The following is a 16621-nucleotide window of genomic DNA, read 5'->3' on the forward strand; positions in this document are numbered from 1 at the left end:
GGTGTGACTCCGTCGTGGGTCGAGGGAAAGTCCAACGCGGCGAGGATACTGCGTTCGCGCCGCGCTTGCCGGACAGCCGGCCGCAATGCGTCCGCGCAGGGAAGCCCGCCGCAGTGCTCCCGCAGTGCCCCGCCTATTGAAACGGCGGCAGGCGACCGGATATCGAAGTCATGCCCGCTGCAACGCCCGCGCCTGGCAGCCACGCACGAAAGCTGCGAGACTGGCAGGCGTGCATGAACGCCACCTCTGTCCCCCACCATTCGCATGGCACTGTCCGCGCCCCTCGATCCCCCGCGCCGCCCGAACGATCCCGCCCCCGCCGCGGATGACGACGGCGCCGGCGACGTGCTCGCCCGCTTTCATCCGGCCGTCGCCGGCTGGTTTCGCCGCAGCTTCGACGCGCCCACCGCCGCGCAGCGCGCCGCGTGGCCGCTCGTCGCGAGCCGGCGCGCGACGCTGGTCGCCGCCCCGACCGGCTCGGGCAAGACGCTCACGGCGTTTCTCGCCGCGCTCGACGAGCTGGTGCGCGAAGGCCTCGCGAACGGCGGCGCGCTGCCCGACGCGACGTTGGTGGTGTACGTCTCGCCGCTCAAGGCGCTCTCCAACGACATCCGCCTGAATCTCGAACGGCCGCTCGAAGGCATCGGCGCGGAACTGGCCCGGCTCGGTCTGCCGCCGGTCGAAATCCGCACGGCGGTGCGCACCGGCGACACGCCGCAGCCCGAGCGCGCGGCGCTCAGAAAGCGCGCGCCGCACATCCTCGTGACGACGCCCGAATCACTCTACGTGCTGCTCGGCTCCGAATCGGGCCGCCGCATGCTGGCGAGCACGCGCAGCGTGATCGTCGACGAGATCCACGCGCTCGCGGGCAACAAGCGCGGCTGCCATCTCGCGCTGAGCCTCGAGCGGCTCGACGCCCTGTGCGGCGCGCCACTGCTGCGCGTCGGGCTCTCGGCCACGCAAAAACCGATCGAAACCGTTGCGCGCTTTCTGGTGGGCATGGGCGAGCCGCGGCAAGCGCCGCGCGCCTGCGAGATCGTCGACGTGGGCCACACGCGCACGCGCGACCTCGCGATCGAGATGCCGCCCGTGCCGCTCGAAGCCGTGATGGCGAACGACGTGTGGGAACGGGTGTACGACCGCATGGCCGAACTCGTCGCCATGCATCGCACGACGCTCGTGTTCGTCAACACGCGCCGCATGGCCGAGCGCGTGGCGCGCCATCTCACCGACCGCCTCGGCGCCGAAGCCGTCGCCGCGCATCACGGCAGCCTTGCGCGCGAGCATCGCTTCCTGGCCGAACAGCGCCTGAAGCGCGGCGAACTGCGCGTGCTCGTGGCGACGGCATCGCTCGAACTGGGCATCGACATTGGCGACGTCGATCTCGTGTGCCAGATCGGTTCGCCGCGCTCGATCGCAGCCTTTCTGCAACGCGTGGGGCGCTCGGGACACCAGGTCGGCGGCGTGCCGAAGGGCCGGCTCTTCCCGACTTCGCGCGACGACCTGATCGAATGCGCGGCGCTGCTCGACAGCGTGCGGCGCGGCGAGCTGGACCGGCTCGCGACGCCTCATGCGCCGCTCGACGTGCTCGCGCAGCAAATCGTCGCCGAGGTGGCCTGCGAGGCGTGGGAAGAGGACGCGCTCTACGCGCTCGTGCGGCGCGCCACGCCCTGGGCGAATCTCGAGCGCGCGCAATTCGACGCCGTGCTGCGCATGCTCGCCGAGGGTTACACGAGCCGTCACGGGCCGCGCGCCGCCTACCTGCACCGCGACGTGGTGAGCCATACGCTGCGCGCGCGGCGCGGCGCGCGGCTCGTCGCGCTCACCTCGGGCGGCACGATCCCCGACAACGCCGATTACGCCGTTCTGCTCGAACCGCAAAGCGTGCAGATCGGCACCGTCAACGAGGACTTCGCCGTCGAAAGCCTCGCGGGCGACGTGTTCCAGCTCGGCAACGCCTCGTACCGCATCTTGCGCATCGAGGCAGGCCGCGTGCGCGTGGAGGACGCGCAAGGGCAGCCACCCAACATCCCGTTCTGGCTGGGCGAAGCGCCCGGCCGCAGCGACGAGCTTTCGTTCGCGATTTCACGTCTGCGCAAGGCGGTCGAAGCAGCGCTTGCCGATGCGAGCACAAGCACGGCGGACGATGCGCCGTCGCCCGCCGTGATCGATCGCGCCACGGCGACGCTCGCCGCCTCGCTCGGCATGGACGACGCTGCGGTACGCCAGATAGTCGAATATCTGGCGCGCGCCCGCGCGGCGCTCTCGGTGCTGCCCACGCAGGACACGCTCGTCATGGAGCGCTTTTTCGACGAGGCGGGCGGCACGCAGCTCGTGATCCACGCGCCGTTCGGCAGCCGCCTGAACCGTGCGTGGGGCCTCGCGCTGCGCAAGCGCTTTTGCCGCCAGTTCAATTTCGAGCTGCAGGCTGCCGCAACCGAGGACGCCATCATTCTTTCGCTCACTGGCGCGCACAGTTTCGCGCTGGACGAAGTGTGGCGCTATCTCCATTCGAACTCCGCCGAGCATCTGCTCGTGCAGGCGCTGCTCGACGCGCCGCTCTTTGGCGTGCGCTGGCGCTGGAACGCGACCACGGCGCTCGCGCTGCCGCGCCAGACCGGCGGGCGCAAAACGCCGCCGCAGATCCAGCGCATGCGCAGCGAGGACCTGCTCGCAGCCGTGTTCCCTGACCAGGTGGCGTGCGTGGAGAACATCGTGGGAGAGCGCGAGGTGCCGCGCCACCCGCTCGTCGACCAGACACTCGACGACTGCCTGCACGATGCTATGGATACCGAAGCATGGCTCGCGCTCTTGCGCCGCATCGAAGCGCACGAGGTGCGCCTCGTGACGCGCGAACTGCCCGCGCCCTCGCCGCTCGCGGCCGAGATCCTGACCGCGCGCCCGTATGCGTTCCTCGACGACGCCCCCCTCGAAGAGCGCCGCACGCAGGCGGTACTGTCACGACGCTGGAGCGACCCCGAATCCACCGACGACCTCGGCGCGCTCGACCCCGAGGCAATTGCGAGCGTGCGCGACGAAGCCTGGCCGCAAGTGCGCGACGCCGACGAAATGCATGACGCGCTCACGAGTCTCGGCGCGCTGGCCGAAAGCGAGGCGCAGCGCGAGCCGCAATGGCTCGCGTGGCTCGCGCAACTCGCGGCGGCTCGACGCGCGACGCGGCTGCCGGTCGCGCAGCACGACGCGCTGTGGGTGGGCGTCGAGCGGCTGGCCTGCGTACAGGCCATCTACCCGCAGGCGCAGTGCGAGCCGCCGCTCGCGCCGCCGCCCGAATACGCGCAAACGTGGACCGAAGATGCGGCGCTCGTCGAAATCGTGCGTGCGCGCCTGTCGGGTTTCGGACCACTGACCGTCGCGCAGGTAGCTCGGCCCCTCGCACTGGAGGCGAGCGTGGCGGCGCTTGCGCTCACGCGCCTCGAAGCGGAAGGCACTGTGATGCGCGGGCGCTTCACGCCGCATGCGATGGGCGGTAGCGAGGAGGAATGGTGCGAACGTCATCTGCTCGCGCGCATCCACCGCTATACGGTGCGCAAGCTCAGACGCGAAATCGAACCCGTCGAGCGCCACGACTTCATGCGTTTCCTGTTCGAGTGGCAACGCGTCGCGCCTGGCGCGCGCGGCTCGGGCCGCGAGGCGCTGGCCGCGGTGCTCGATCAGCTCGAAGGCTGGGAAGCCTCGGCGCTCGCGTGGGAGGACGAAATCCTGCCGGCGCGCGTCGACGATTACACGCCGACGCTACTCGACGACCTGTGCCGCTCCGGACGACTCGCATGGGCGCGGCTGCCCGCGCGCGCGGCGGCCGCATCGACGGTGCGCAGCACGCCAGTCGTGCTGCTCTCGCGCCGCGAACTGGCGCGCTGGACGGCGCTCGTCGAAGCGCCCGACCCGGCCGGGCTTTCGGCGCGCGCACGGCGCGTGTACGAGGCGCTGCTGCGGCACGGCGCAATGTTCTTCGACGAACTGGCCGCCGACGCGCATCTGCTCGGCGTCGAGCTGGAGAACGCGCTCGGCGAACTGGTGGCGGCCGGTCTCGTGAACGCGGACAGCTTCGCCGGGCTTCGCGCGCTCGTGAAACCCGCCGCACAGCGCAACGCACATCATGGCCGACGCAGACCGCGCGGCTTCGGGCCGCTGGCGGGCGGCATGGCCGACGCGGGGCGCTGGGCGACGCTGCGGCGCGTTCAGTTGCACGATGCGTTGGCCGAGCCACGGCCCGATGCGTTGACCGCGCCGCAAGCCGCTGCGGCCGACGATGCCGCGGCGCTCGTCGCGACGCGATCGCCTGCGTCGCATGCCGCTGCCGAAGGCAACGCGCTGCCTCGCGCGCAGGCACTCGCGCGCGCGAGGCAGACCGCCAACGCCGCGCGCCGTCCACCCGCCGATCCGGAACTGCTCGAACATGTCGCCAACGTCCTGCTGCGCCGGTACGGCGTGATCGGCTGGCACCTGCTCGGACGCGAAGCGCCGTGGCTGCCCCCATGGCGAGACTTGCTGCGCGTGCTGCATCGCATGGAAGCCCGCGGCGACGTGCGCGGCGGACGCTTCGTCACCGGCATCTCGGGCGAGCAGTTCGCGCTGCCCGAAGCTGTGGCGCTGCTGCGAGACGTGCGACGGCGCGGGCCAACGCAAGGCGACGGCGGCGCGCTCGTCTGCGTAAGCGCCGCCGATCCGCTCAATCTCCTCGGGTCGCTGATGCCCGGTGAAAAAGTGCCGGCGCTGACCGGCAACCGCATCGTGTTCCGCGACGGCGTGCCCATCGCCACCTTGGTTGCCGGCCGCTTCAGTTTTCTCGGCGAGTTCGACGAAAGCACGCGCGCCGCATTGCGCGCGCACCTCGCCAAGCCATGGTGAGGCGCGCTCCACCGGTGCCGACGGGGCTGGCGGTTAGTTGCGGCGAACTTTCGTTGGCGAAGCGCGCGATCAAGGCGCTGCCGCGATCACCTCCGCCACCGTGGCCGTGAGCTTCTTCGCATAGGGCACGTGCAGAAACTCATTCGGCCCATGTGCATTCGACTTCGGGCCCAGCACGCCGCACACCATGAACTGCGACCGGGGAAAACCGGCCTGCAGCACGTTCATGAGCGGAATCGTGCCGCCCTGGCCCAGATAAGCGCAGTCCGCGCCGAAATGCGTGCGTGAGGCGGCGTTGAGCGCCTCGGTGAGCCACGGAGCGAGTTCCGGGGCATTCCAGCCATTGGCCGCGCCTGCGTCCGGCTTGAACGTGACCTTTGCGTTGTAAGGCGGGTCGAGTTCGAGCAGCGCCTTGAGCTCCGCCACGGCTTTCGAGGCCTCGACGAGCGGCGGCAAGCGCAGCGAAAGTTTGAACGCCGTGCGCGGACGCAGCACGTTGCCGGCGTCGGCGAGCGCGGGCAGGCCCGCCGCGCCGGTCACCGAGAGCGAGGGCCGCCACGTCGAGTCCAGTAGCGCCTCCTGCGGATCCGTCGTGGTGGGCAGCACGCGCCGCCCGTCCTGGCCGCACGCCCAAGGCATGCTCTTCCAGACGCTGTCCCCGAGAATCCTGGCGGTGGCCTCGGCTTCGCTCAGGCGCTTCGACGGGATCGCGCAGTGAAAGCCTTTGGGAAGCAGCGAGCCGCTCGCGGCGTCTTCGAGCCGCTCGAAAAGCTGCCGCATCACGCGGAAGCTCGAGGGCGCAATGCCGCCGTACGATCCCGAATGAATCCCCTCTTCGAGCACCTCGACCTCGAGGTCGCCCGCCACGAGGCCGCGCAGCGACGTGGTGAGCCAAAGCTGGTCGTAATTGCCCGCGCCCGAGTCGAGGCAAACCACGAGGCCCACGTTGCCGAGCCGTTCGCGCAGCGCGTCGACGTAAGGCAGCAGATCATAACTGCCCGATTCCTCGCAGGTTTCGATGAGGCCCACGCAGCGCGGCCGTTCGATGCCTTGCGCGTCGAGCGCGGAGAGCGCCGTGACGCTCGCGTAGATCGCGTAGCCGTCGTCCGCGCCGCCGCGACCGTACAGGCGACCGTCTTCGAGCTTGGGTGTCCACGGGCCGAGATCGTTGCGCCAGCCGGAAAATTCCGGCTGCTTGTCGAGGTGGCCATAGAGTACGACCGTTTCGCTGCTGCCCGAGCGCGTGGCGGGCGCCTCGAAGAAAATGACCGGCGTGCGATTGGCGAGGCGCACGATCTCCAGTTTCAGGCCGCGCACCGGCTGCTGCTCCGCCCATTTCGCCGCCTCCTGGACGACTCGCTCGATATAGCCGTGCTGCGCCCATTGCGGGTCGAACGCGGGGCTCTTGGCGGGCACCGCGATGTAGTCGGTCAACGCGGGCACGATCTCGTCATGCCATTTACGTTCGACGAAGGCGCGCAATTCGTCGTGATCCAGTTGGCGGGTGGCCTCGGAAGGGGCGGAGATCATGGTGTCGGTTCCCTGCGATGGAAAACCCCGATGATAGACCCGTTCTCCCGCTCGCCGACACCCCTCGCGCCCATGGTTGGCCGTCCGGCCAAGGCCTGGTGCACGCTCGACGCCAATCCGCGCGAAAATGATGGATCGGGCATATTCCGTCGCTTTTCGGAGAGTGAAAACATGGCGAGCCGTTCCGTCTTCGAGATCGTCGTTCTCGCAGCGGTGGTCGTGCTCTACTTTCTTCCCGCGCTGATCGCCGACAAGCGCCGGCGTCACGACCTGCTGATCATTGCGCTCTTCAACGCCGTGCTTGGATGGACGGTGCTCGGCTGGCTGCTGGCGTTGTTCTGGTCATTTCAGCCCAATCCGCCGGAAGATCTTGGCGGGCAAACGAAGACGCGCAGCCGCCGGATCGGAATGCTGGTCTTTTCGCGCAGGCTCGACGACCGCGTCCATGCGCGTGAAGCGCGTGCGGCGGAGCGCGAACGCTCCTCGCGTTGAGGCAGTCAGTCTTATCCAGATGGCCAATGTGCAAGGCCATTGCAGCACGCGCCGCCCTTGCGTGAAATAATCACAAGGAACCATACCGCCCTCACGCAACGCAAATTACGGAGCCCCGTCATGCCGCACGCCGCCCCGCTGTTCGCCTTTGCCGCCGTCGCACTCGGCATGGCGCTCACGCCCGGACCCAACATGATCTATCTGATCTCGCGCTCGATCTGCCAGGGCCGCAAAGCGGGCCTGATTTCACTGGGCGGCGTCGCGCTCGGTTTCGTGTTCTATATGCTGTGCGCCGCGTTCGGCATTACGGCGTTACTCATGGCCGTGCCGTTCGCTTACGACGCGCTGCGCCTGGGCGGCGCGCTCTATCTGTTCTGGCTGGCCTGGCAGGCGCTCAAGCCGGGCGGGCGCTCGCCGTTCCAGGTGCGCGAACTGCCGGCCGACCGGCCGCGCAAGCTCTTTCTGATGGGGTTCGTCACGAACCTGCTGAATCCGAAAATCGCCATTCTGTATTTGTCGCTGCTGCCGCAATTCATCGACCCGCATCGCGGCAGCGTGCTGGCGCAGTCGATCGCGCTCGGCAGCATTCAGATCGCCCTTTCGATCAGCGTGAACGCCGCCGTTGCCATGACGGCAGGCACGATCGCCACGTTTCTCGGTGAGCGCCCCACGTGGCTGAAGCTTCAGCGCTGGCTCATGGGCACGGTGCTCGCCGGGCTCGCCGTGCGTATCGCCGCCGAAGGCCAGCGATAAAACGAACGACCGGGCACGCCGGCCCGGTCGCGATCGCAGCGCTGGCAAGTCTGCGTTCTAAAAACTGCCTGCGGCCCTGCCGCCCATCGGGCTGCGCATCTTGACGAAAGCTGCGGGTATGGAGCGAGGTTCGATCTGCACCATGTCTTGCGCGAACATGTCCTGGCGCAGTTCGCCGTGCTCATCGAACCATTGGCAGATCAGCCAGTTGCCGCTCGCAAAGCCAACCGGACCGGCGTACATGACGGTCATGCGCGGGCCGCCCGACTTCAGGGTGACAACGTCGCCAATCCCGGCCATGGCGGCACGCGGCTTTTCGGCTACGTCGATGCTCGTATCAAGCATGAAGTTCCCCGTTAAAAAATGCACAGAGAAAAACGCTGAGCGGGATAGTGCACCTCCCCCGCCTCCGGACCGCCCTTTCGTTAATGAAAATGCGGCGGCTGTTAATAAGTTTGGCAAGACTAACAACTCGAATTAATGCGCGCAAGCGATTTCAATAACACCTGCTGAAAACCCTGTTATTGCGCACCCGCTGAAACCGGCTGCAAACGCGGCCCGCAGAATTTACCCGGAAAGCCGTACATGGACACGCAAGACCTACCGGGAAAGATTTCTCTTCCCAACAGTCATATTATTTCTGCATTGCTTCCAAAATGACGCACAGCAACTTCCGGTAAATACTCGCGCGGGCAGCGGCATTAACCCAGCATTTCCTGAAAACCGAAAGCCGTGCCGGCGCGGGTGGAAACGTTTTCTGCGCCGATAAACCGCCCGTTCGATTATTTTCTCCCAATGGATTCCGTCTGCCCCGCGCTAGCGAAATCCTCAACGTTTGCCCGGCGATTTCAAAATATGCGAGCGAAACAGGATTGTCATGTAAATCTGAAATACAAAGAAAAACCCTATCCGGCAAAGCCGGATAGGGCGTCGCAGGTGCCTCGCACACGGAGCCGCGTGCTTATTCCGCGAACGGCAGCGTCGTCTGCCCTTCGGCGCGCATACCGAAGACGTTGAGCGTCATGGCTACGAGCGCGTAGTAGCCGAGCAATCCGACCAGATTGACCGTGGTCTCGTGTCCGAAACGCGCGACGGCACGCGCATAGGTCGCGTCGGACACGCGCTTCGCGTCGTACAGTTCGCTCGTGAACGCGTAGATCAGGGCATCGTCGGGTTCGTCGAAATGCGGCGTCGCGCCAATGCGAATCTGCTCCGCCAGCGCTTCGGGCACGCCCGCCTTCAGCGCGATCGGATAGTGGATGTACCACTCGGCCTGAGCTTGCCAGCGCGCGGCCGTGACGAGGATCGCCAGTTCGGAGAGGCGTAGCGACAGGCCGGTTTTGTAGCGGCAGAAAGCGCCCAGACGTTGGGCGAGCTGCGCCAGTTCCGGGCTGTGAATCCAGCCGAGGAACGGCCCGTTGAGATTGCCTCGCGGACCGGAGAGGATCTCGTCGAGCACGGTCTTCTGCTCGGGTGACGCCTGGGTCGCGTCGAATGCGGGAAGCCGAGGCTGCTGTTCCTGGGTCATCGATGGACTCCGTGGGAGGGCTTGGCCGCACCCCGCACCGCTTACGGTGGCGGGGGTGCGGTGGACAGTTAGTTGCTCACTAATCGCTGACGGTGAAGCTTACGCCGGGCGCGCGACGCCCGTCGCGTCCAGCGCGCCGTCGATCGCTGCGGCGAACCGGTCGACGATGGTGTCGATGTTTTGCTCCGTACAGATGAACGGCGGCGCAAGCAGCACATGATCGCCGTTCTTGCCGTCGACGGTGCCGCCCATCGGGTAGACCATCAGGCCACGCGCGAAAGCCTCGCGCTTGATCGCCGCGTGAAGCTTGAGCGCCGGGTCGAAGGTCGCCTTCGTGGCGCGGTCCTCGACCAGTTCGACGCCCACGAAGAGACCGCGGCCGCGCACGTCGCCCACATACGGATGCGCCGCATAGCGCTCGCGCAAACGCGCGCGCAGTTGCTCGCCGCGCGCGAGCACGTTGTCGAGCAGCTTCTCTTCGGCGATCACGCGCTGCACTTCGAGCGCCGCCGCGCACGCCGTGGCATGGCCGATATAGGTGTGGCCGTGCTGGAAATAGCCGCTGCCTCCGACAATCGTCTCGTAGATGCGCGGGCTCACGAGTGTCGCGCCGATCGGCTGATAGCCCGCCCCGAGGCCCTTCGCGATCGTGAGCAGGTCGGGCGACACGCCGTCCTCTTCGCAGGCGAACAGATAACCGGTGCGGCCCATGCCCGACATGATCTCGTCGAGCAGCAGCAGCACGCCGTAGCGGTCGCACACCGCACGGATCTTGCGAAAGTATTCGCGCACGGGCGGCACCGCGCCGGCCGTCGCGCCCACCACGGTTTCCGCGACGAAGGCCGCGACCGTGTCCGGACCAAGCTCGAGAATTTTCTGTTCGAGCTCGTCGGCAAGACGTTGCGCGTACGCCTCGTCGGTTTCGCCCTCGTGGCGCTCCCGGTAGGCATAGCACGGACTCACGTGATGCGACTCGATCAGAATCGGCAGGAACGGCTCGCGACGCCAGGCGTTGCCGCCGATCGCGAGCGCGCCGAGCGTGTTGCCGTGATAGCTCTGGCGCCGCGCGATGAAGTGGCGGCGCGCCAGTTCGCCCTTTTCCACGAAGTACTGGCGCGCGAGCTTGAGCGCCGCCTCGATCGCCTCCGAACCACCCGACACGAAGTACACATGGCCGAGCCCCTTGGGCGCGGCGGCAACGAGGTGATCGGCCAGTTGCTCCGACGCCTCGGTCGTGAAGAACGAGGTATGCGCGTACGGCAGTTGCTGCGCCTGGCGCGTGATCGCGTCGATCACGCGCGCGTTGCTGTGGCCGAGGCACGAGACGGCTGCGCCGCCGCTCGCATCGATATAGCGCTTGCCGGTGGAATCGATGATTTCGATGCCTTCGCCCGCCACTGCGACGGGCAAGGTTTGTTTCGGCATCCGATGAAACACCTTGGTCATGAACGTCCTCGATGAAGTCGGTGATAGATCAACGGACCGCGCCACCCGCGCGGCCCGTGTTCGTTTCGATATGCAGGCCGAGCACGCGCGCCCTGCTCTGCCAGACGTCGAACGCGACACCGTACGGCTTGATGCGCATGCACGCGGTGGCGAGCGCGTTCCCGTCGTCGGGATCGCGCGGGTCGTCGCGGAAAATCGGCAGCCCCGCGCCCGCGCGATCCTCATTCCAGCTATTCGGTTTCCAGTAGTGCGCGTTATACGCCTCAACAACATGTGTTGTCAAATTGAAATTAAACAACAACAAATGGAATGCAGAGGACGCAACGCTGCCGGATGCGGTCCTCGTAACGGCATCCGGCACGGAGAGATCGGGTTGGATTGACGCGAAAAACGGCGTCGTCAGGCGCTCAGGGTACGTAGGCGCCGCGCGCGTTCAGCGAGCGCTCGGCCTGTTCGAGCTGTGCGATCGCGCCCGACCCTTCGAGCGCCAGCAAATGCGCGACGAGCGACTCGGCCAGCGCCGTCGCGGCCACCAGCGAAGGAAAAAACGACGGGCTTTCGTGCGTGAAAATCAGTGCCCTGTCGGCGTTCAGCGCGATCGGCGAGACGGCGCTGTCAGTGATCGCGATCAGCCGGCTGCCCTTTGCGAGCGCGGCCTCCGCTACACGCACCGCTTCGACCGAATAGGGCGCGAAGCTGACAACAATCGTTGCGCTGTCGCGCTCGATGCCGAGCAACTGCATCTCCAGCGTGCCCGCCTCGCCGCCCAGCAGGGAAACCGAAGGCCGGAACAAGCGATAGCCATAAACGAGCCCGAACGCCACGGCGTAGCACGACCGGAATCCGGCCACATGGACATGTTTCGCCCGACGCAGCACGCGAGCCGCTTCGACCATCGTGCGGGCGTTGTGCGCGGCGCTTGCTTCGAGATTGTGCTGCTGCGCCACGAGCAGATCGTGCGCGAGGCCGTCTTTCGTGTTGCCCGCCACGAGCGACCGAGCACGCGAAGAAAGCGGCTCGGGCCGCGTGCGCACCCGCGCGACGAACAGGTCGCGCAGTTCGTTCCAGCCCGGAAAACCCAGTTGCTGGGAGAGCCGCACAAGCGAGGCAGGCTGCACGCGGGCGCGCTCGGCCACTTTGCGCATGGACGAAACGGCCACTTCGTCGGGATGGTCGAGCAGGAAGGCTGCACCGGTCTGGAACTGCGGGCTCAGGTCGGAGAAGCGCGCGCGGATCAGCGCGGCAAGCTGGTCGAAGCTGTCTGGCATGCGTCGCTCGGGCAGTGGTTGACAACAAATGTTACCACTCGTGTTGCCGGATGTTGCAAGTCGGGACAGATGCCGGCCCGCGATACACTACCGCACCCCCTCCGCGCCGCGCGACCCAGCCTTATCGGCGCCGGCACCGTGCCCCGTCCGCCAGAACGCGAACACGAGCCTCCGACGAGCGCCAGTGCCGCGACGACGCACGCAACGCACCCCGCCCGACCCAACGGTGTCACGCCGGAATGGCGCGCACCGAGCCCAGGCTTCAACCGAAGTAGCAGGAGAGGTAATCCCTATCGCCGTCGGGCCGTCGGCCACGCACCGCAAGCCTCCATTCCGGCGGGGCCTATATGCCGCTGGCGAATGCGCACGCGCTGGAGCAGACCACTTCGTGGATCGAGCCGTTCACGACGAGTTGCCTTGGGCGCTTTGTCGAGCTTGCGCAGTCGGCTGCGCAACGGCACGCGCACGGTTGTCGATCCGCGCGCTTCACCGCATTCACGCGTGCGCCGACGCCGAACTCGCCGTGCGCGAGGCTTGCGTGGCACGTTTCAAACGTGCCACGCCTTCGCGAATCTCATCCTCGTTCGGCGCGGCGAACGAAAGGCGCAGCGACGCGGTGTCCGGATCGTCGGCGAAAAACGCCTTGCCGGGCACGAAAATCACCTTGCCGGCAATCGCGTTTGGCAGGAGCGCATCGATCTCCACGCCGGGAATGCGGGCCCATACGAACATGCCGCCCTCGGGCTGATGAAACCCGATTTCGCTGCCGAATTGCGTGCGCAGGCTGTCGCAAAGCGCTTCGCATTTACGCCGATACGCCTGCGCAATCAGAGGAAGATGCTGCTCCAGCGAACCCGCGGCGAGATACTGCGTGGCAATCGCCTGGGTCCAGGGGGAACTGCACAGGTCAACCGTCTGCTTGGCGATCACGCAACGCCGCGCGATTTCGGCCGGCGCGATCGTCCAGCCGACACGCAAGCCCGGCGCGACGACTTTCGAAAGACTGGAGAAGTGCACGACCCGGTCGCGTGCGCCCTCCACTTCGCTCGCCAGCGCGAGCAGCGAGGGCACCGCGTTGCCTGCGAAGCGCAAATCGCCGTAGGGGTCGTCCTCGACGATCACGAAGCGGTACTGGACAGCGAGATGCAAGAGCGCGAGGCGACGCTCGCGCGTGAGCGTGGCGCCGGTGGGATTCGCGAAGGTCGGCACCGTGTACAGCAGCTTCGGCCGCACAATGCTGCCCGACGCGAGCCGCGCCGCGAGCACGTCTACGTCGATGCCGCCGCCGTCCACAGGCACCGTCACGACATGCGCTTGCTGAAGCCGCAGCGCCTGCAGCGTGGCCGGATAGGCGGGCTGCTCCGTCACGGCCGTATCGCCTGGATCGAGCAGCACGCGCAAGAGTAGATCGAGGCCTTGCTGCGATCCCGTGGTGACGAGCATCTCTTCCGGCGCACAGGTCACGCCGCGGCGCGCCATCAGCGCGACGAGCTGGGTCTTCAACTCGGGCAGGCCGTCGGTGGGTCCGTATTGCAGACAGCGCATGGAAGACTGCCATGCACGCGCGGCGGCTGCCTGAAGCCCCGCGGTATCGAACAGATCGCTTGCCGGGTAGCCGCCGGCGAACGAGATCATGCCTGGTTCTCCCAAATACCTGAAAAGCTCGCGAATCGGCGAACCGGCGGGATGCTGAAAGGGAGCGGTAAATTCGTACATGGTATCGATGGCGATAGCCGGGACAACGGACAAGCCTCGATTGTGGCCAGCACGCGCGCGCGCATCAAACGAAATCTAATCACGACGTCATGCGGTTTTCTCATCAGCGCCGCGCCATGAAAAAGGCCCGTGAATCACGGGCCTCATGTTCGAGCTGCCTGGTTATCGCGTCACGCGACGCGTCACACGACGTTCTTCTCGACGATCGGGCGATCTTCAAGTACGCGCGACCAGTCGAGCGAAGACAGATCGAGCGTGGTGTATCGGCCGTTCAGAATCAGCTCGCTCACGCCGCGTCCGGTAGCCGGCCCCTGTTGCAGACCATGGCCGCTGAAGCCATTGGCGAACACGCAATTGTCGATGGCCGGGTGATAGCCGATGATGGCGTTCTGGTCCAGCACGTTGTACTCGTAATAGCCGGACCAGCAGTTCTCCACGCGCAGCGCCTCGAAACCCGGCACGCGGTGCGCGAGCGTGGGCCAGATCACGTCGTCGAAGATGGCGTGATCGACTTCGTCGAGCGGCAGATCGTCGGGATCGTTGTCGGCGGCCGGCGAGGTCCCGGCGATGTACGTGTTGCCTTCGGGGCGGAAGTACACGCCCGACGGATCGATCAGCAGCGGGCAACGGCTCAGCCTCGCCGGCGAAGACACATTGAAAATGCTGCGGCGGCGAGCATAAACCGGAATGTCGATGTCCATCATTTCCGCGAGCTTGCGCGCCCATGCGCCGGCCGCGTTGACGAGCGTGTCGCAGGCATGGCGCTCGCCGTCGCTCGCGATCACGTGCGTCACCTTGCGGCCGCTGCGCGCCACGCCCGTTACGTCGGCGCACACGTAGCGCGCGCCGAGCGACTGCGCCTTCTTGCGCAGCGCCTGCACGAGGCCGTAGCCGTCGAACCAGCCCTCGCCGCTGCGGCCATACGCGCCGCTGGAAAGGTCGTCGACGTTGAGCCAGGGAAACGTTGCCCGCAACGCCTCGCGCGGCATGAGGTCGATGTCCGCGCCAAGACGCGTCTGCAGCGCGTGATTCTCGCGCAGCGTGGCCTCGCCCGCCGGCGTGGCGAGGAAAAGATAGCCGCCCTCGTGCAGATCGATCGACGGCCGGTTGCCGCTCACTTCGAGCCGCTCGCCGATGCTGCGCAGAAACTCGATGCCGAACAGCGACATCTGGATCGAGAGCGGCGTGGAAAACTGCTGCCGGATCGACGCGGCCGAAAGCGCCGACGAGGAGCGCGCATAACTCGGATCACGCTCGAATACGGTCACGGAAACCGTGGGGTCGGTCGCGCGCAGAAAGTAAGCGATGGAACTCCCGATCACCCCGCCGCCAACGATAACGACTTGAGAACTCACGACTGGCTCCAGATTGCGAATAGCTGCGGCGCAGATGCGCCAGATGACGTCGAGCGAATCAATCCATCGGCCGGGCGCATTGTGCGCCCGGCCATGTCCGCTCCGGTTCGTCGAATGCGTTTATTCGACGTTGAAATCGATGCCCTGCGCGAGTGGCAGCGCCGACGAATAATTGACCGTATTGGTTGCGCGGCGCATATAGGCCTTCCACGCGTCGGAACCCGACTCGCGGCCGCCGCCCGTTTCCTTCTCGCCGCCGAACGCACCGCCGATCTCGGCGCCGCTCGGCCCGATGTTCACGTTCGCAATGCCGCAATCGCTGCCCGCAGACGACGTGAAGCGCTCGCTCTCGCGAAGGTCCGTCGTGAAGACGCACGACGACAGGCCATGCACGGCCGCGTTGTTCGCCTCGATGGCGTCGTCGAAGTCGCTGTACTTGAGCACGTAGAGAATGGGCGCGAACGTTTCCTTCAGGACGACTTCGGTTTGCGACGGCATTTCGACGATCGCCGGGCGCACGTAGAAGCCCTTTTCGTTGCCCGGCACCGTGTGGCGCTCGCCACCGAATACCTTGCCGCCCTCGCGCTTCGCCTGTTCGAGCGCCGCCTGCATGCGCGCGAACGACTGCTCGTCGATGAGCGGCCCCATCAGGGTGCCCTGTTCGAGCGGATTGCCGATCGCGACCTTGCCGTACAGCGTCTTCAGGCGCTCGACCGCCTTGTCGTACACGCTCTCGTGCACGAAGAGGCGGCGCAGCGACGTGCAGCGCTGGCCCGCCGTGCCCACGGCGGAGAACAGGATGCCGCGCAGCGCGAGCTCCAGGTCCGCCGTTGCGGAGACGATGCCCGCGTTGTTGCCGCCCAGTTCGAGAATCGAGCGGCCGAAGCGGCGCGCAACCTCCACGCCGACCGCGCGGCCCATTTCCGTGCTGCCCGTTGCGCTCACGATACTCGAACGCGGGTCCGCCACAAGCTTCGCGCCCACTTCGCGGCCGCCGATGACCACGCTCGTGAGGCCCTCGGGCGCATCGCCGAATTCCTTCAACACGTCCTGCATGATCCTGTTCACGGCCAGCGCGGTGAGCGGCGTTTTTTCCGAGGGCTTCCAGACGACGGCGTTGCCGCACACGAACGCGAGCGCGGCATTCCACGACCACACGGCGACCGGGAAATTGAAGGCGGAAATGACGGTGCACACGCCCATCGGATGCCAGGTCTCGGCCATGCGGTGGCCCGGACGCTCCGAAGCGATCGTGAGGCCATAGAGCTGGCGCGAAAGGCCCACGGCAAAGTCGCAGATGTCGATCATTTCCTGCACTTCGCCCAGGCCTTCCTGGAAGATCTTGCCGGTCTCCAGCGACACGAGGCTGCCGAGCGCGCGCTTTTGCTCGCGCAGCTTGTTGCCGAGCAGGCGCACGAGTTCGCCGCGGCGCGGCGCGGGCACGTTGCGCCAGGTCTTGAACGCCTCCTGCGCTTTCGAGAGCACGGCGTCGACGTCGGCGGCCGACTGGCTCGCGACGCGGCCGATCAATTCGCCGTCGATCGGCGAATGCACGGCGATGTCGCCCGCTTCCGCGAGCTGGGAAATACCGAGATCCGAGAGGATGGCGGAGGCTTTCATAGGTACAATCCCTTAAAAATTTCCGATACGAAACATTGCTACTT

The 16621-nt window shown here is 66.6% G+C and carries 11 protein-coding genes and 1 pseudogene; 3 read left to right on the forward strand and 9 right to left on the reverse strand.

Annotation, left to right across the window (positions count from 1 at the left end; genetic code table 11):
• Nucleotides 1–264 precede the first annotated feature (264 nt).
• Nucleotides 265–4869 (forward strand): DEAD/DEAH box helicase, encoded by a 4605-nt coding sequence (locus tag BLU17_RS16140; RefSeq protein ID WP_091998158.1) that lies wholly within the window; start codon nt 265–267, stop codon nt 4867–4869.
• A 69-nt stretch (nt 4870–4938) separates the two neighbouring features.
• Here the strand turns inward: BLU17_RS16140 and BLU17_RS16145 are convergent, their stop codons facing one another.
• Nucleotides 4939–6399 carry a M20 family metallopeptidase gene (locus BLU17_RS16145; RefSeq protein WP_091998160.1) on the reverse strand — a complete coding sequence of 487 codons (1461 nt, stop codon included), beginning with the start codon at nt 6397–6399 and terminating at the stop codon, nt 4939–4941.
• Here BLU17_RS16145 and BLU17_RS34550 point away from each other — a divergent pair.
• Together BLU17_RS34550 and BLU17_RS16155 are read left to right on the forward strand one after the other, a co-directional pair.
• Complete coding sequence (locus BLU17_RS34550) at nt 6322–6891, forward strand: superinfection immunity protein (RefSeq protein ID WP_425434098.1); 570 nt, start codon at nt 6322–6324, stop codon at nt 6889–6891. The two genes, BLU17_RS16145 and BLU17_RS34550, sit on opposite strands and share 78 nt — an antisense overlap.
• Nucleotides 6892–7011: 120 nt before the next feature.
• Nucleotides 7012–7644, forward strand: a complete 633-nt coding sequence (locus BLU17_RS16155) for a LysE family translocator (RefSeq protein ID WP_091998162.1) — start codon at nt 7012–7014, stop codon at nt 7642–7644.
• A gap of 57 nt (nt 7645–7701) precedes the next feature.
• Here the strand turns inward: BLU17_RS16155 and BLU17_RS16160 are convergent, their stop codons facing one another.
• From BLU17_RS16160 to amaB, 8 genes and pseudogenes are all read right to left on the reverse strand, one after another.
• Nucleotides 7702–7989, reverse strand: a complete 288-nt coding sequence (locus BLU17_RS16160; RefSeq protein WP_091998164.1) for a YodC family protein — start codon at nt 7987–7989, stop codon at nt 7702–7704.
• 616 nt (nt 7990–8605) lie between these two features.
• Nucleotides 8606–9172, reverse strand: a complete 567-nt coding sequence (locus tag BLU17_RS16165; RefSeq protein WP_091998166.1) for a carboxymuconolactone decarboxylase family protein — start codon at nt 9170–9172, stop codon at nt 8606–8608.
• A gap of 99 nt (nt 9173–9271) precedes the next feature.
• A complete protein-coding gene (locus BLU17_RS16170) occupies nt 9272–10618 on the reverse strand; it encodes an aspartate aminotransferase family protein (protein ID WP_091998168.1) in 1347 nt (448 codons plus the stop codon).
• A gap of 28 nt (nt 10619–10646) precedes the next feature.
• Nucleotides 10647–10838, reverse strand: a pseudogene (locus BLU17_RS16175) (hypothetical protein); the annotation flags it as partial.
• A gap of 187 nt (nt 10839–11025) precedes the next feature.
• The gene (locus BLU17_RS16180; RefSeq protein WP_091998171.1) at nt 11026–11886 is read right to left on the reverse strand and encodes a MurR/RpiR family transcriptional regulator; all 861 of its coding nucleotides are present in this window, start codon (nt 11884–11886) and stop codon (nt 11026–11028) included.
• A gap of 495 nt (nt 11887–12381) precedes the next feature.
• Nucleotides 12382–13602 carry an aminotransferase-like domain-containing protein gene (locus BLU17_RS16185; RefSeq protein ID WP_091998173.1) on the reverse strand — a complete coding sequence of 407 codons (1221 nt, stop codon included), beginning with the start codon at nt 13600–13602 and terminating at the stop codon, nt 12382–12384.
• A gap of 182 nt (nt 13603–13784) precedes the next feature.
• Nucleotides 13785–14957 (reverse strand): NAD(P)/FAD-dependent oxidoreductase, encoded by a 1173-nt coding sequence (locus BLU17_RS16190; protein ID WP_091998175.1) that lies wholly within the window; start codon nt 14955–14957, stop codon nt 13785–13787.
• Between the two features lie 120 nt (nt 14958–15077).
• Nucleotides 15078–16577 carry an L-piperidine-6-carboxylate dehydrogenase gene (gene amaB / locus BLU17_RS16195; protein WP_091998177.1) on the reverse strand — a complete coding sequence of 500 codons (1500 nt, stop codon included), beginning with the start codon at nt 16575–16577 and terminating at the stop codon, nt 15078–15080.
• Nucleotides 16578–16621 lie beyond the last annotated feature (44 nt).

The organism is Paraburkholderia lycopersici (assembly GCF_900096975.1).
GTDB classification, from domain to species: domain Bacteria; phylum Pseudomonadota; class Gammaproteobacteria; order Burkholderiales; family Burkholderiaceae; genus Paraburkholderia; species Paraburkholderia lycopersici.

What these genes read in the sequence shown, in the direction of transcription:
- BLU17_RS16170 (WP_091998168.1), bottom strand. Translation starts at nt 10,618, where the DNA reads ATGACCAAGGTGTTTCATCGGATGCCGAAACAAACCTTGCCCGTCGCA.
- BLU17_RS16160 (WP_091998164.1), bottom strand. Translation starts at nt 7,989, where the DNA reads ATGCTTGATACGAGCATCGACGTAGCCGAAAAGCCGCGTGCCGCCATG.
- BLU17_RS16165 (WP_091998166.1), bottom strand. Translation starts at nt 9,172, where the DNA reads ATGACCCAGGAACAGCAGCCTCGGCTTCCCGCATTCGACGCGACCCAG.
- amaB (WP_091998177.1), bottom strand. Translation starts at nt 16,577, where the DNA reads ATGAAAGCCTCCGCCATCCTCTCGGATCTCGGTATTTCCCAGCTCGCG.
- BLU17_RS16140 (WP_091998158.1), top strand. Translation starts at nt 265, where the DNA reads ATGGCACTGTCCGCGCCCCTCGATCCCCCGCGCCGCCCGAACGATCCC.
- BLU17_RS34550 (WP_425434098.1), top strand. Translation starts at nt 6,322, where the DNA reads ATGCCATTTACGTTCGACGAAGGCGCGCAATTCGTCGTGATCCAGTTG.
- BLU17_RS16145 (WP_091998160.1), bottom strand. Translation starts at nt 6,399, where the DNA reads ATGATCTCCGCCCCTTCCGAGGCCACCCGCCAACTGGATCACGACGAA.
- BLU17_RS16180 (WP_091998171.1), bottom strand. Translation starts at nt 11,886, where the DNA reads ATGCCAGACAGCTTCGACCAGCTTGCCGCGCTGATCCGCGCGCGCTTC.
- BLU17_RS16155 (WP_091998162.1), top strand. Translation starts at nt 7,012, where the DNA reads ATGCCGCACGCCGCCCCGCTGTTCGCCTTTGCCGCCGTCGCACTCGGC.
- BLU17_RS16185 (WP_091998173.1), bottom strand. Translation starts at nt 13,602, where the DNA reads ATGTACGAATTTACCGCTCCCTTTCAGCATCCCGCCGGTTCGCCGATT.